The 13,766-nt window shown below is 39.5% G+C and carries 14 protein-coding genes and 2 pseudogenes; 14 read left to right on the forward strand and 2 right to left on the reverse strand.

Going from position 1 to position 13,766, the window contains the following annotated elements:
• Positions 1-5 precede the first annotated feature (5 nt).
• From BQ5364_RS03715 to BQ5364_RS03730, 4 genes are all read left to right on the forward strand, one after another.
• Positions 6-536, forward strand: coding sequence for an isochorismatase family protein (locus BQ5364_RS03715; RefSeq protein WP_004614722.1), 531 nt, complete (start codon positions 6-8; stop codon positions 534-536).
• A 165-nt stretch (positions 537-701) separates the two neighbouring features.
• The gene (locus BQ5364_RS03720) at positions 702-2,093 is read left to right on the forward strand and encodes a dicarboxylate/amino acid:cation symporter (protein WP_071143666.1); all 1,392 of its coding nucleotides are present in this window, start codon (positions 702-704) and stop codon (positions 2,091-2,093) included.
• Positions 2,093-2,581: a hypothetical protein gene (locus tag BQ5364_RS03725; protein ID WP_022250515.1), complete on the forward strand. Its 489-nt coding sequence runs from the start codon at positions 2,093-2,095 to the stop codon at positions 2,579-2,581. Before BQ5364_RS03720 ends, BQ5364_RS03725 begins: the two co-directional genes overlap by 1 nt.
• 23 nt (positions 2,582-2,604) lie before the next feature.
• Positions 2,605-4,125, forward strand: coding sequence for a hypothetical protein (locus tag BQ5364_RS03730; RefSeq protein WP_022250516.1), 1,521 nt, complete (start codon positions 2,605-2,607; stop codon positions 4,123-4,125).
• A 156-nt stretch (positions 4,126-4,281) separates the two neighbouring features.
• On the opposite strand, the gene coaBC is transcribed toward BQ5364_RS03730, so the two are convergent.
• Positions 4,282-5,481, reverse strand: coding sequence for a bifunctional phosphopantothenoylcysteine decarboxylase/phosphopantothenate--cysteine ligase CoaBC (gene coaBC / locus BQ5364_RS03735; RefSeq protein ID WP_004614717.1), 1,200 nt, complete (start codon positions 5,479-5,481; stop codon positions 4,282-4,284).
• A gap of 290 nt (positions 5,482-5,771) precedes the next feature.
• On the opposite strand from coaBC, the gene BQ5364_RS03740 reads away from it, so the two are divergent.
• A complete protein-coding gene (locus BQ5364_RS03740; RefSeq protein ID WP_022250525.1) occupies positions 5,772-6,428 on the forward strand; it encodes an ECF transporter S component in 657 nt (218 codons plus the stop codon).
• Between the two features lie 13 nt (positions 6,429-6,441).
• The gene (locus BQ5364_RS03745) at positions 6,442-7,212 is read left to right on the forward strand and encodes a type III pantothenate kinase (RefSeq protein WP_071143667.1); all 771 of its coding nucleotides are present in this window, start codon (positions 6,442-6,444) and stop codon (positions 7,210-7,212) included.
• Positions 7,213-7,229: 17 nt separating this feature from the next.
• Here BQ5364_RS03745 and ymfI read toward each other — a convergent pair whose 3' ends face one another.
• Positions 7,230-7,964, reverse strand: a complete 735-nt coding sequence (ymfI, locus tag BQ5364_RS03750; RefSeq protein WP_004614714.1) for an elongation factor P 5-aminopentanone reductase — start codon at positions 7,962-7,964, stop codon at positions 7,230-7,232.
• A 145-nt stretch (positions 7,965-8,109) separates the two neighbouring features.
• Between ymfI and BQ5364_RS03755 the strand changes: the two genes are divergently transcribed.
• From BQ5364_RS03755 to BQ5364_RS03790, 8 genes and pseudogenes are all read left to right on the forward strand, one after another.
• A complete protein-coding gene (locus tag BQ5364_RS03755; RefSeq protein WP_004614713.1) occupies positions 8,110-8,382 on the forward strand; it encodes an ArsR/SmtB family transcription factor in 273 nt (90 codons plus the stop codon).
• 104 nt (positions 8,383-8,486) lie between these two features.
• The gene (locus tag BQ5364_RS03760) at positions 8,487-9,500 is read left to right on the forward strand and encodes a permease (RefSeq protein ID WP_071143668.1); all 1,014 of its coding nucleotides are present in this window, start codon (positions 8,487-8,489) and stop codon (positions 9,498-9,500) included.
• 14 nt (positions 9,501-9,514) lie between these two features.
• Positions 9,515-9,775: pseudogene (locus BQ5364_RS03765) on the forward strand (arsenate reductase/protein-tyrosine-phosphatase family protein); the annotation flags it as partial.
• 63 nt (positions 9,776-9,838) lie between these two features.
• Positions 9,839-10,282, forward strand: a complete 444-nt coding sequence (locus tag BQ5364_RS03770; RefSeq protein WP_004614710.1) for an Rrf2 family transcriptional regulator — start codon at positions 9,839-9,841, stop codon at positions 10,280-10,282.
• 159 nt (positions 10,283-10,441) lie between these two features.
• A complete protein-coding gene (locus BQ5364_RS03775) occupies positions 10,442-11,221 on the forward strand; it encodes a protein-ADP-ribose hydrolase (protein ID WP_071143669.1) in 780 nt (259 codons plus the stop codon).
• Positions 11,166-12,098, forward strand: a complete 933-nt coding sequence (locus tag BQ5364_RS03780; protein WP_071143670.1) for an SIR2 family NAD-dependent protein deacylase — start codon at positions 11,166-11,168, stop codon at positions 12,096-12,098. Before BQ5364_RS03775 ends, BQ5364_RS03780 begins: the two co-directional genes overlap by 56 nt.
• Before the next feature lie 68 nt (positions 12,099-12,166).
• Positions 12,167-12,895, forward strand: coding sequence for a FadR/GntR family transcriptional regulator (locus BQ5364_RS03785; RefSeq protein ID WP_117787466.1), 729 nt, complete (start codon positions 12,167-12,169; stop codon positions 12,893-12,895).
• Positions 12,892-13,756 (forward strand): annotated as a pseudogene (locus BQ5364_RS03790) (Gfo/Idh/MocA family protein). Before BQ5364_RS03785 ends, BQ5364_RS03790 begins: the two are co-directional and overlap by 4 nt.
• Positions 13,757-13,766: the final 10 nt, after the last annotated feature.

Raw genomic sequence — 13,766 nt, forward strand, 5'->3', positions numbered from 1 at the left:
ATAAGATGAGAATAGAGGCGGAACATACAGCGGCACTTGTCATTGACTATCAGGAAAAATTAGTGCCTGTCATGCACGAAAAGGAAAATTTGATCTGCCAATCTGGCATTTTGCTCCGAGGGTTAAATGTGCTTGGGGTTCCGATGTTTCTTACACAGCAGTACACAAAAGGACTTGGAGAGACTGTTAATGAGATTACAACGGCTGCGGGAACAGAAGAGTATGTGGAAAAGATTTCGTTTAGTGCATATGAAGGTGTAAAAGAAAAGATAAGAGACAAAAAATATATTATCATCTGCGGGATTGAGACACATATTTGTGTACTTCAGACGGTGATTGATCTGAAAGCAGCAGGATTTATTCCGGTCATTGTGGAGAATTGTGTTTCCAGCAGAAAAGAAAATGACAAAAAGATTGCATTGCAGCGGATGAAAGAGGAAGGCGCAATTATTACGACATACGAGTCAGTGCTTTTTGAACTGCTAAAAGAAGCGGGGACGGAAAAGAGTAAAAAGATACAGAGATTGATTAAATAGAGTGGACGATAGAATCCTTGTTTTATAAATCATTTTAGGTTTATAAAGCGAGGATTTTTTAAATTATAGAAAAATCAAATATATATATCAAAAAAACCAATTTGTTTCTGACTTTTTACAATACTATAATAGGAATGTTGAGAAAAGAAAGAGGAGGTTTTAAAAATGGATGCACTTTTAAGCGTAAATTGGATTGCCTTGCTTGTACTTATCATTGCCTTGCTTTTATTTAAAGTGTTGAACAAACTGGCATATAAAATTAATTGGACATTTGTCATTTTGATCAGTATGGTAATGGGAGCGGTGCTTGGAATCGTATTTGCGTCCGAGAACAATTCTTATATGACATGGCTTGCATTGATCGGCGATATTTATGTGAATTTGATTACGGCACTTGTCGCACCGGTGATTCTTGTTTCTGTCATTTCAGGATTGATTCAGTTAAACGATAAAGAAAAAATGAAACGAATTGGAACAAAGTCTGTATTCTGGCTTTTGGTTTCATCGGCAATTGCGATTGTAGTTACAATTGTCTTTGGCATGGCAACACAGGTTGGAAAGGGAGCGCAAGCAGTGTTTGCCGACATTGCAGGAGTCTCCAGTACAACACTTGACGCATATAAGGAAATGGGGACATCTTTTGATAAGATCATTTTGAACTTGTTCCCGACAAATGTGTTTGGGGATCTGGCAGCAGACAATGTTGTGGCTATTATCATTATTGCAGTTGCAATTGCGGTTGCATATGTAAGTGTAGCATCAGACGAAGGTGAAGATAAAGTGAAACCGTTTAAGAGTATCATTGAGGCGGTGAAGAAGATCATTTTCCGAATTCTTTCCTACGTCATTGATTTGACTCCATATGCAGTGCTATGTTTGACAGCAGTGTCTGCAAGCCAGCTGTTGAGTGATAAAGACGCTTTGGTACAATTGATTCTGCTTGTTGCGGTTGTCTATGTGGTATGCTTCGTACAGGCTTATGTTGTAAATGCGTTCATTCTGAAATTTGCAGGAAAAATAAGTCCGCTCAAATTCTTTAAAAAGACATTTGATGCACAGGCGACAGCATTTACGACACAGAGTAGTGTCGGCTCGCTTCCGATTACAATTGACCGTCTGATACATAAGGTTGGTGTAGATGAGGAGGTAGCGAACTTTACAGCGCCACTTGGAACAACAATTGGAATGGCGGGCTGTACGTGTATTTGGCCGATTTTGTTAGCTATGTTCTATCTAAATGCAACGGGGCAGAGTTGGAATATCAGTCAATACCTCATCATGTGCTTTATGTGCCTTGTACTTTCGATGGGAAGCGCCGGAATGCCGGGAATCGGAGTTGTGACAGCAGTATCACTGTTCAGTGCAGTAAATCTTCCGATTGCAGCAGTGGTACTTCTGACTCCGATCAATAACATTACAGATATGGCACGAACATTGACGAATGTCGTAGGAGCAAATGTGACAGCTGCTGTTGTTGCAAGAAAAACAGAACTTTTGGATGACGAAATTTTTCAGACAGAGGATGAAAAATTAGAGAAAAAGGGAGGACGGGCATAATGAAAAAATCAACAATTGCACTGATTGTGGCGGCTTTTGTATGTCTGGGACTTTCTGTATTTTCTGTAAAAGCCTCAGTGGTAAGAACAAATGATGCCATTCAAAATATCGGAGAAGTAACTTATACAGAGGAATCAAAAGCAAAAATCGATCGTGCAGTAAAATATTATAATGCATTAGATCCGAATTTTGATCTCAAAAAGAAGATTAAAAATATGAATGTATTTAATGCGGCAAAAATAGAATATGCACGTCTGGCAATTAAAGCGGCAAGTGTTGCAGATGCAAGAAAGACTGTAGAAGGCTATTCCTTTGATGATGTGAAAAAATATGTAACAGAAGCAAGAGAAGTGATTGACAGCTATCTGACAGCTGATCAATATACTCTTATCGAAAATTATGCAGACCTGATAGAGTTGGAATCTGAATATACTTCAACAGGAAGTTCCGGTGGTTCTTCGGAAGAAGTATCTATTCCAATGTGTTAGGAAAAGATAGGAGGAGATTGATCATGAAAAGAAAACTAATCTCTGCTGTTCTTGTTACAGTGATGGCGGCAGGAATGATTACGGGTTGCTCAGGAAAAAACAGCAGCATCAAAAATAATGTTAAAACTTTAGAAAAAGAAGAACTCAAAGTCTCGAATGCACAACTTTCTTCCCCGGACTATGAGTTTGAAAAAGAATATGCTTACGGTGACTTTAATGCACACTCCAAAGCAGATGCAGAACGACAGGATGGAATTGATACGTTTGAGGATAAAGATATTGTATTTCAGGACATCAGCTATGACCAGCTCATTCAGCTTTTGGGACAGGAAGGAAATTACCTGATTCAGTTGAGCGGTTCATGGTGTCATAACAGCCGTGCAATGAGTCCTTATGTAAATGCATATGCAAAGGAATACGGAATTGATACTATTTATTCTTATGATTTTAATGTAGATAATGGTGATGACGGTTCTATGTTTGTCCGTATGTCGAACGAAAAGACAACTCTTGGAACAAAATACAATTATATGTATGGAGAGTTTGTGTCAAGATATCTTACAAACTTGGATGACTGGATTGCATATCCGTCAGATCACGATACTGCACTTTCTTATACCAATGCAGAAGGGAAAGAGGTGACAGTCGGAAGATTGCAACAGCCTATTATCTTTCTTTATAACAAAGATAATCAGACAGACTACAGCGGGAAAGGAAATACAAGCGGAAAATGTCCAATCATGTATGCTTTTGAGGAGATGGTTGACCGTGACTCCAAAGGTCTTTATGTGAAGGAAACGGACGACGAAGGAAATCCGGTTCTTGATAAAGAAGGAAATCAGGTAAGAAAGTATGTGACGGATGAGTATACAGCACGTCTAAAACAAATGTTTGAATTTATTAAAACAAATAACATTCAATTTTCAAAGTATACAAAAGAAACATATATTCGAGATACATTTAACAGTTACGGAACAGAAGTTTTTGGCTCTGACGAGCAGATAAATATTTACCCGATTACATACCGTCAACTGGAATGGTTGCTTGATGAAAAGGGAAATTCGCTTGTGCTCATAGGTGGTTCTGGAAATGAAAAAACACGTGCCATTATTGGACAAATCAATCAGTATGCAGTGAAAAACAATGTTCGTGTGTACATGTATGATCCTCAGATTGACGGAGGAATAACTGTTGATAAGTGGGGATACACACAGACAACTTCTATTTGTGAAGAAAACTCTCCAATTGCGAAAATGTATACAGGATTGATTGACAGACATCTTACAAATCTGACAGCAGCAAAAACAACAGAAGATGGCTATGCATTGATTCAGGAACCATATTTCTTTGCTTATAATAAAGATGCAAAAGATGAAGATGGTTTTGCTGCACCGATTACGGCTTCTGTGGAATTGCCGTATACGACAGATTCTGAAAAGAGATATTATATCGGAAAAGAAAAGAACATGGAAGCATGCAATTCGCAGATTGAGACTGTGTTCGAAAGCTATGCACAGAATGTAGGTATAGAATTAGAAAAATAGGTAGATATATGGTTATAGAAATACCACTCCATCGCTCGCCAAAGTTTTGGAGTGGTTTTCTATGCTCTAAAACATTATCTGATAAACGTAAAAACGAATGTTAGTAATGCCAAAATGAACATTCCAAAAGCCATCAGGTCTTTGAAATCAAAAGGATCATATCAATGTTAGCTTTTCAAGAATCTTATCTAAAATTTGTTTTGCCGCTTCGGCTTTTGTCATAATGTCTAATGCGAGTTCTTCTTCTTTTGTAATCATCGTAATGACATTCGTATCGGTTCCGAATCCGGCACCGGACACTTTTAAATTGTTTGCAATAATCATATCGAGATGTTTCTTTTCCAGTTTCGCACGGGAATTCTCTAACATATTTTCTGTTTCCATAGAAAAGCCACATAAAAATTGGTGATTTTTTTTGTGTTCTCCTAAGTGCTTCAAAATATCTTTCGTGCGCTCTAATGGAATACAGAGAGAGTCGTCTGACTTTTTCATCTTTTCATCACTGACAGAGGCAGGACGATAATCTGCCACAGCGGCAGCTTTGATGATAATGTCCTGAGTATCGGAACAAGAAGTTACGGCATCAAACATTTCTTCAGCACTTTTAATAGAAATCGTATTGACAAATGGTGGTTTCGGAAGTGAAGTAGGTCCAGTGACTAAAGTTACATTGGCACCGCGGAGCATTGCGCAGTTTGCAATGGCATACCCCATTTTTCCGGTAGAATGATTGGTAATATAGCGAACAGGGTCGATCGCTTCTGTGGTTGGTCCGGCGGTGACAAGGACATTTAATCCTTTCATATCTTTTTCATATGCGATTTCTTTTAAGATATAGTCTAGTAAAGTCTCTGGATCAGGGAGTTTTCCTTCTCCTACGTCACGGCAGGCAAGCATTCCGGTTGCCGGATCAATCACCTCAAATCCGTAATCTTTTAATTTCAGCAGATTGTCCTGTGTAATCTGGTTCTGATACATCTGTGTGTTCATTGCCGGCGAAATGATTTTTTTACAGGTACATGCGAGTGTTGTAGTTGTAAGCATGTCATCAGCAAGTCCATTTGCCAGTTTGGCGATAACATTGGCAGTTGCAGGAGCGATTAAAACGACATCTGCCTGTTTGGAGAGCGCCACATGCTCTACATTATATTGAAAATTTCGATCAAATGTATCAACAAGACAACGATTGTTTGTCAATGTTTCGAATGTAATCGGATGGATAAAATTTGTTGCGTTCTTTGTCATGATAACATGGACATTACAATGAAGCTTTACAAGCATGCTGGCAAGATTGGCGATTTTGTAGGCGGCAATACTTCCCGTAACACCTAAAATAACAGTTTTTCCCTTTAACATAATTTGAAATCCTCTGCTTTCTGAATGGTTTGTAAATTATTCTAGCACATATTTAGAAAAAGTGTACGCAAATTTTGTGTTTATTTTTGAAAACATGGTTGTTTTCGTGTGAAGGAGGATGGTATACTGAGAAAGTAACTCCGTTGCAGTTCACGGAATTCAATTCCTTTCATCAACACACGACATCAGACGTTTCCATGCGAGCATGAGCGTTCTCAGACGTATGTGTATGTGTGAACTGGAGCGATATGTATTGTATCTCGTAAGAGAATGATAACAAGGAGGAAAAAATGAATAACAAAGCAAAGAGTGACGGAAGGTCACAGACACTTGGCATGGTACAGGTTGCACTGTTCGCGGCACTGATTATTATCATGGCATTTACCCCATTCTTAGGATATATCCCGCTTGGATTTACAAGGGCGACGATTATCCATGTACCGGTTATTATCGGTTCTATTTTACTTGGTCCAAAGAAAGGCGCTGTTTTAGGAGGCATTTTTGGACTGACGAGTTTTATTAATAATACGATGAATCCGACAGTGACATCGTTTGTGTTTACACCGTTTTATTCACTCGGTGAGATGCAGGGGGGGATCGGAAGTATTATTATCTGTTTTGTCCCACGTATTTTAGTTGGGATTATTCCGTATTTTGTATTTAAAGTATTGTATAAGGAAATGAAGTCCAAAGGATCAGGCATGCTGGTAGCTTTAGGAATTGCAGGGCTTGCGGGATCTTTTGTCAACACATTGTTAGTAATGAATTTGATTTTTGTGTTTTTTAGAGATGCCTATGCAGCGGCAAATGGAGTTGCGGCAAATGCGGTGTATGGCTTTATTTTATCCATCATTGCGATGAATGGAATACCTGAGGCGATTGTTGCGGCAGTGATTGTGGCAGTTGTCGGAAGAACGCTGTTGAAATCGCGTCTCGTGACAGGATAGCAGGAGGAAAAATATGATTCTGGCAATTAATATCGAGAATACGAACACCGTGGTCGGATGTTTTGAAGGTGAAAATATAGTCTTTGTGGAGAGCATTTCCACGAGCCTGACAAGAACAGGGCTGGAGTATGCAATTAGTTTTAAAAATATATTTGAATTACATGGCTTGAATATGAATCAGATAGAGGGAACGATTATCGCATCTGTGGTGCCCCCGGTGACAAATGTTGTAAAAGAGGCGGCAAAGAGGATTTCCGAAAATGAGGTGTTGATTATCGAACCGGGAGTGAAGACCGGATTGAATATTATGATGGATCAGCCGGGACAGGTGGGGAGTGACCTGGTGGCAAATGCAGTAGCAGGGATAGCAGAGTACCCACTTCCGCTCATTGTAGTCAACATGGGAACAGCGACGACCCTTTCTGTGATTGATGCAAAAAAACATTATATCGGAGGAATGATTATTCCGGGAGTCCGGATTTCTTCGGAATCTCTGACGCAAGGAACGGCGCAGCTTCCGAAAATCAGTTTGGAACGGCCGAAAAAGGTTATTGGAAGTAATACGGTGGAATGTATGAAAAGTGGAATCATTTATGGGACTGCTGCCTGTATAGATGGCTCCATTGCCAGCATTGAGAGAGAATTGAAAGAAAAAGCGGCAGCTATTGTTGCGACCGGGGAGGCTGCGAAGTATATCGTTCCCCATTGCGGTCGGAATATGTTTTTAGATGAAAATTTATTGTTGAAAGGTCTAAAACTCATATATGAAAAGAATCAGAAATAGTGCTTTAGATGGCGGTTTTAAATATAACCGCCATCCAGACCGATGATTTGACCGGTCAGATAGGAAGGACTGTTGACAAGATTCCATACCAAATCAGCGACTTCCTGCGGTGTGCCGAAACGCCCCGCAGGAATTTCTTCTTCAAAGGCAGATTTTTCTTCTGCGCTCAGTTGGGCATTCATGCTCGTCTCAATCGCCCCACATGCGATAGCATTTACCTGAATATTACTTGGAGCAAGCTCTTTGGCAAGCGCCCGCGTAAGCCCGTGGATACCGGATTTTGTTGCGGAATAGGCAGCTTCGCAGGAGGCGCCGACTGTTCCCCACATCGAGGATATGTTGATAATCTTACCGGATTTTTTTGACACCATTTTTGGAATTGCTTCACGGGAGCAGTAAAATACAGAGGAAAGATTCGTGTCCAGAAGATTGCACCATTCTTCATCGCTCATATCGCTTAGCAGACCAATGTGAGCAATTCCCGCATTGTTGACAAGTACATCCAGACAGTCGTATTTTGTGTAAATCATCTCGTACAGCTCTTTGACAGAATGTGGATTTCCTACATCGCCGATAAAAATATCGCAGGAGCCGTAAGGAATTGCTTCGATTGCAGATTTTACGGATTCCAGTTCTGAGATGGAGTGACGACAATTTAAGAATACGTGGTAATTATTTTGTGCAAATGTCATTGCAATGGCACGTCCGATCCCACGGGAAGCACCAGTGACTAATACCGTTTTTTTGTGCATAAAAATTCCTCATTTCCTTCGTTGATGACATCATTATAGCGTAATTGGGGAGGGGAGGCAATCACAAGGTGGTTTTAGTTGACATTCGTCATGAATTAGATTACAATGAATACATCAAAAATATTTGATGTGAGGTGTCCGTAGAATGAATGGGTATAAAAACGATACGATCATATTTAAAGCACTCTGTGATGAAAAGAGACTTTCGATACTGGAATTGCTCAAAGGCGGTGAAAAGTGTGCGTGTGTCCTGATGGAAGAATTGAATATCGCTCAGTCTGCGTTATCTTATCACATGAAGATTTTGTGTGAGTCGGGAATAGTAACAAGCAGACAGGAAGGTAAATGGACGCACTACACCATCAGTAAAAGTGGGAGAGAATATGCAATCAAGAGATTGACGGAACTTACATCCTAGCAGATGAAGAGGAATCGGAAATAAAAAGTCATCATTAGATGGCTTTTATAAAAGCCTAACACATCAAAAATATTTGATATGAAAAAACAATATGGAGGTGTTGAATGGAGAAGTTAAAATTAATGTTTCAATTTTTGCAGGAACAGATACTTGGAATGAAATGGATGAATGAAATTATCGGAAAAGGTTTGTCAGTGTTGGGGGTAGATATTCAAGGAAGAGTAGGAGGAAGCATTCAGTTTTTCCTATATGATGTGATTAAGATTACGATTTTATTATGCTTGCTTATTTTTATCATATCCTATATTCAAAGCTATTTTCCACCGGAGAGAAGTAAAAAGATATTAGGAAGATTTCATGGAATATGGGCAAATATAATTTCGGCGTTGCTTGGAACCGTGACTCCGTTTTGCTCGTGTTCAAGTATTCCAATTTTTATGGGATTTACAAGTGCAGGATTGCCGCTTGGAGTAACATTTTCGTTTTTGATATCTTCACCGATGGTCGATTTGGGAAGTTTGGTATTGTTGATGAGCATCTTTGGCGCGGAAATTGCATTTGTCTATGTTATCTTAGGACTTGCGATTGCGGTAATAGGAGGTACGCTTATAGAAAAAATGCATATGGAAACGTATGTGGAAGAATTTATCAGAAACGCCAGTCATGTGGAGAGTGACTCCCCGACTATCACAAAGCGAGAACGGGTTATGAATGCAAAAGAACAAGTGCAATGGACATTTCGTAAAGTATTTCCGTATATTTTAGTGGGTGTGGGAATTGGAGCGATTATTCACAATTGGATTCCTCAGACGTGGATTGAATCCATTTTGGGAAGCAACAATCCGTTTGGCGTAGTCCTTGCAACCTTGGTTGGAATTCCGATGTATGCGGATATTTTCGGGACAATTCCGATTGCGGAAGCACTGCTTGTAAAAGGGGCGCAACTTGGAACGATTCTTTCTTTTATGATGGCGGTTACAACACTGAGTCTGCCGTCCATGATTATGTTGAAAAAGGCCGTAAAACCAAAGTTGCTAGGTGTATTTATTACAATTTGTGCGACCGGAATTATAATAGTTGGATATGTGTTTAATGCATTTCATGTATTTTTAATGTAGATGAGCAGGAGGAGATGAAAATGAAAGAGAAAGTGGCATTTGTATGTGTCCATAATTCTTGCAGAAGTCAGATTGCGGAAGCACTTGGGAAAAGCTTGGCTTCTGAGATTTTTGAAAGCTATTCAGCAGGTACGGAGACGAAACCACAGATTAATCAAGATGCTGTCCGTTTGATGAAAGAGCAGTATCAGATTGATATGGAAGAAACACAATATTCAAAACTGTTGTCTGAAATACCACCGGTGGACATTGTCATCACTATGGGATGTAATGTTGACACTACAATGAGATGGCATTATAATCTGTGGTAGAGAAAAGCACGAAAGGGAGGAACTACCATGCAGATTTCAAGCCGTTTTACAATTGCAGTTCATATATTTGCCTGTATCGATACATTTAAAGAGGAATTTAAACTTACCAGTGAGTTTTTGGCTGCCAGTATCAATGTCAATCCGGTGATTATTCGAAAGATATTGTCTCAATTAAAGGCAGCAGGACTTGTGAAAGTGCAGAGAGGAAGTGGAGGTGCTTCGATTGCAAAACCACTTGATGAGATTACATTTTTTGATATCTATCAGGCGGTAGAATGTGTAGAGCATGGAGAACTTTTTCATTTTCATGAAAATCCGAATCAGAAGTGTCCGGTTGGAAGAAATATTCACAATGTTTTGGACGGAAAACTTATACAGATACAAGATGCCTTGGAGAATGAGCTTGGTAAAATTACATTAGAAGATGTGATGAAAGATACACAATATTATATTGCGAAAGAAAGAGAATAGATAGAGAGACTTTACTTAGAAATTTTCTGGGTGAAGTCTTTTTTCTAATATCGAGCATTTTTTGTCATCATAAAAATGTTGTAACTATTGACATTACGATAAAAATGGTTCATATTAAGTTGTAATGATAGGTATTACAATAAAAGGAGGAAGGATGACATGACACAAACAGAACGTTTGGAATATTTGATTACCTGTCTCACAAAGGAACAACCGGAATATGAGGAGATTTCTATTCCAACTGAAATAGAAGAGAAAAAACGGCTGTTGCGGTCATTGATGAACGTTCGTCCGGCTGTTCCGATCAGCAGAGAATTTCTTCGTATACAGGATGAGTATTTGAAAAATGAATTGACACAGCAGGAGATTACCGAACTGAATTTTTTGACATCACGTAAGGATAATATGTATCTTTGGAAAGGTGATATCACAAAATTAAAAGTTGATGCAATTGTAAATGCCGGAAACAGTGCGCTGCTAGGATGTTTTATTCCTTGTCATGGTTGTATTGATAACGCAATACATTCTAATGCGGGGATTCAGTTGCGGTTGGAATGTCAAAAAATAATGGAAAGGCAAGGGAAACCGGAGCCGACGGGAAAAGCAAAAATCACAAAGGGCTACAATCTTCCGGCGAAATATGTTCTGCATACTGTTGGTCCGATTGTCCGTGGGCAATTGACAGAAAAAGACCGTACGCTGCTTGCAGCCTGCTATCGTTCTTGTCTGGAGTTGGCGGATGCATATGAATTGAAATCCATTGCATTCTGTTGTATTTCCACAGGAGAGTTTCACTTTCCGAATGAGATTGCAGGTCAGATTGCTGTGGATACAGTCAAAAAATATTTCCGAGAAACAGGTTCACAGATGGAGGTGGTATTTAATGTTTTTAAGGAAAAAGATTGGGAAATCTACAACCGATTGTTGGAAAGAGATTGAGAAACTGGAAAAACAAATCCAACAGGCAGACGCGATTATTATTGGAGCGGGGGCCGGTTTATCAACTTCTGCCGGATTTCATTATGCGGGAGAACGTTTTAAAGAGTACTTTGGAGATTTTGCAAATAGATATCATTTTATAGATATGTATTCCGGTGGCTTTTATCCATATGAGACATTGGAAGAACATTGGGCATATTGGAGCAGATATATTTACATCAATCGATATATGGATGCACCGAATCCGGTTTATAATAATTTGTATTCACGGGTTAAAGAAAAAGACTATTTTGTATTGACCACAAATGTAGATCATTGCTTTCAAAAAGCCGGATTTGATAAACATCGGTTATTTTACACGCAAGGGGACTATGGTCTGTTCCAGTGCAGTGAACCGTGTCATCAGAACACTTACAATAACGAAGCGGTCATTAGAAAAATGGTTGAGGCGCAAGGGTATCGTGTCGATGGTAATGGGCGGTTAGTTGTTCCGGAAAGCAGACAACCTGAAAGGAAGATTCCATCAGAGTTGGTCCCGCACTGCCCAAAATGTGGGAAACCGATGAGTATGAATCTGCGTGCTGATGGAACATTTATACAAGATGAGGGATGGTATGCGGCATCGAATCGATACTATGAGTTTTTAAAGAGACACGAAAATCTTTTTATTCTTTTTCTGGAATTAGGGGTTGGAGAAAATACCCCGGCGATCATCAAGTATCCTTTCTGGCGGATGACGGCGGAGAATCCAAAGGCGGTCTATGCCTGTATAAATTGGGGACAAGCCTATGCACCGAAGGAGATTTCAGAAAGATCCATCTGTATTGATCAAGATATTGGAGAGGTGCTTGGAAAAATAATCAAAGACAATGTGTAAAGTAGTATTTGACAATGAAAACAAGAAGGAATATAATTGGTTATACCATTTGGAACAGGAGGCGGGATATGGAGGAAAAACAAAGTGCCAGAGAGACTGCCATTCAATATTTTTTACAGGAGATAAGAAGTGGAAATTTAAAGTCCGGTGATAAAATATTGAATGAGAGACAGCTTGCTGATTTGTTAGGAATCAGCAGAGTTCCGCTCAGAGAAGCAATCTGCACATTGTCAACACTTGGAATTTTAGAGGCGCATCAAGGAAATGGGACATATGTCAGTGAAAAGAATGCTCAAATTTTTTCAAGTGTAATAAAAAAATATGGGATATTTGATCGTTCTATAGTAGATGAAGTCTTTGAGGCCAGAATTCTGTTTGAGGCAGATGCAGCAAGGCTGGCTGCTCAAAATAGAACATCAGAGGATTTGAAATGTTTGCAGGAAGCATTAGTGAATCATGAAAAAGCGTTAGTTCTTTATCATAAGGGGGAAATATCAGCTGAGGTCATGATGGAATATGATGGCGCAATCCATCTAGGGATAGCGGCATCTGCACATAACAATTTTATGTTACAGATTATTGAGGCAATACGCCATGTGACCATTGAAAAAGATTTTTTTGCGGAACAGTATACAGTTGACAGGCAGCATTTTGCAGAATCTCAAAAGATGCACAGAGAGATTGTAACAGCTATTGAAAATCAGAATATGGATATGGCATATAGAAAAATGCAGGAGCATATTATTCAAATTCGTGCTGCTCTTGACTTAGATTCGATTAGGAGGACCGGGAAATGAAAACTTATCGTTGGGCTACTTTAGGATGTGGTGTGATTGCCAATGAATTGGCACAGGCAATGCAAAAAGACGGACGAACACTCTACGGTGTTGCAAATAGAACATATGAGAATGCAGTTGCGTTTGCCAAAAAGTATGAAGTTGAAAAAGTTTATAAGAACATACAGGATCTTTTTGAGGATGATGATGTGGATATTGTCTATATTTCCACACCGCACAATACACATATACAATATTTGAGAGAGGCATTGAAGCATGGAAAACATGTGCTTTGTGAAAAATCTATTACGCTGAATGCAAAGGAACTGGAAGAAGCAAAACAGCTTGCAGAAGAAAATGGTGTCGTTTTGGCGGAGGCAATGACGATTTATCATATGCCTTTATATAAAAAATTGCAGGAAGTGATTCGAAGCGGAAAGTTGGGGAAACTTTGCATGGCTCAGATGAATTTTGGAAGTTATAAGGAATACGATATGCAGAACCGTTTCTTTAATCCGAATTTAGCAGGCGGGAATCCTGCTTATGAATCCGGCAGGAGAGATGGCTACGATAGCGCTTACTCTGCATGCAAAACAGCCGAAGAGGGGAATGCTTGCATTTGAGAATGGCTATGTTGAGATTTATGACTATCCACGGGCAGAAAAAGCTGTAATCACTTATACAGAAGATGCCTCGCAGGAAGTCATAGAGTGTGGAAGTACGAAGGATGCACTCTGGTATGAGGTGAATGATATGGAAGAGGCAGTGTCAGGTGCTGCAGATGAGATGCATTTTGATTATACGGTGGATGTGATGAACGTTATGACTGAAATCAGAAAGGCGTGGGGACTGTCTTATCCGGAAGAACGAGAAAGTTTATAATTGGAGGGAT

This window comes from Coprococcus phoceensis (assembly GCF_900104635.1).
GTDB lineage: Bacteria > Bacillota > Clostridia > Lachnospirales > Lachnospiraceae > Faecalimonas > Faecalimonas phoceensis.

What these genes read in the sequence shown, in the direction of transcription:
- BQ5364_RS03715 (WP_004614722.1), top strand. Translation starts at nt 6, where the DNA reads ATGAGAATAGAGGCGGAACATACAGCGGCACTTGTCATTGACTATCAG.
- BQ5364_RS03720 (WP_071143666.1), top strand. Translation starts at nt 702, where the DNA reads ATGGATGCACTTTTAAGCGTAAATTGGATTGCCTTGCTTGTACTTATC.
- BQ5364_RS03725 (WP_022250515.1), top strand. Translation starts at nt 2,093, where the DNA reads ATGAAAAAATCAACAATTGCACTGATTGTGGCGGCTTTTGTATGTCTG.
- BQ5364_RS03730 (WP_022250516.1), top strand. Translation starts at nt 2,605, where the DNA reads ATGAAAAGAAAACTAATCTCTGCTGTTCTTGTTACAGTGATGGCGGCA.
- coaBC (WP_004614717.1), bottom strand. Translation starts at nt 5,481, where the DNA reads ATGTTAAAGGGAAAAACTGTTATTTTAGGTGTTACGGGAAGTATTGCC.
- BQ5364_RS03740 (WP_022250525.1), top strand. Translation starts at nt 5,772, where the DNA reads ATGAATAACAAAGCAAAGAGTGACGGAAGGTCACAGACACTTGGCATG.
- BQ5364_RS03745 (WP_071143667.1), top strand. Translation starts at nt 6,442, where the DNA reads ATGATTCTGGCAATTAATATCGAGAATACGAACACCGTGGTCGGATGT.
- ymfI (WP_004614714.1), bottom strand. Translation starts at nt 7,964, where the DNA reads ATGCACAAAAAAACGGTATTAGTCACTGGTGCTTCCCGTGGGATCGGA.
- BQ5364_RS03755 (WP_004614713.1), top strand. Translation starts at nt 8,110, where the DNA reads ATGAATGGGTATAAAAACGATACGATCATATTTAAAGCACTCTGTGAT.
- BQ5364_RS03760 (WP_071143668.1), top strand. Translation starts at nt 8,487, where the DNA reads ATGGAGAAGTTAAAATTAATGTTTCAATTTTTGCAGGAACAGATACTT.
- BQ5364_RS03770 (WP_004614710.1), top strand. Translation starts at nt 9,839, where the DNA reads ATGCAGATTTCAAGCCGTTTTACAATTGCAGTTCATATATTTGCCTGT.
- BQ5364_RS03775 (WP_071143669.1), top strand. Translation starts at nt 10,442, where the DNA reads ATGACACAAACAGAACGTTTGGAATATTTGATTACCTGTCTCACAAAG.
- BQ5364_RS03780 (WP_071143670.1), top strand. Translation starts at nt 11,166, where the DNA reads ATGTTTTTAAGGAAAAAGATTGGGAAATCTACAACCGATTGTTGGAAA.
- BQ5364_RS03785 (WP_117787466.1), top strand. Translation starts at nt 12,167, where the DNA reads ATGGAGGAAAAACAAAGTGCCAGAGAGACTGCCATTCAATATTTTTTA.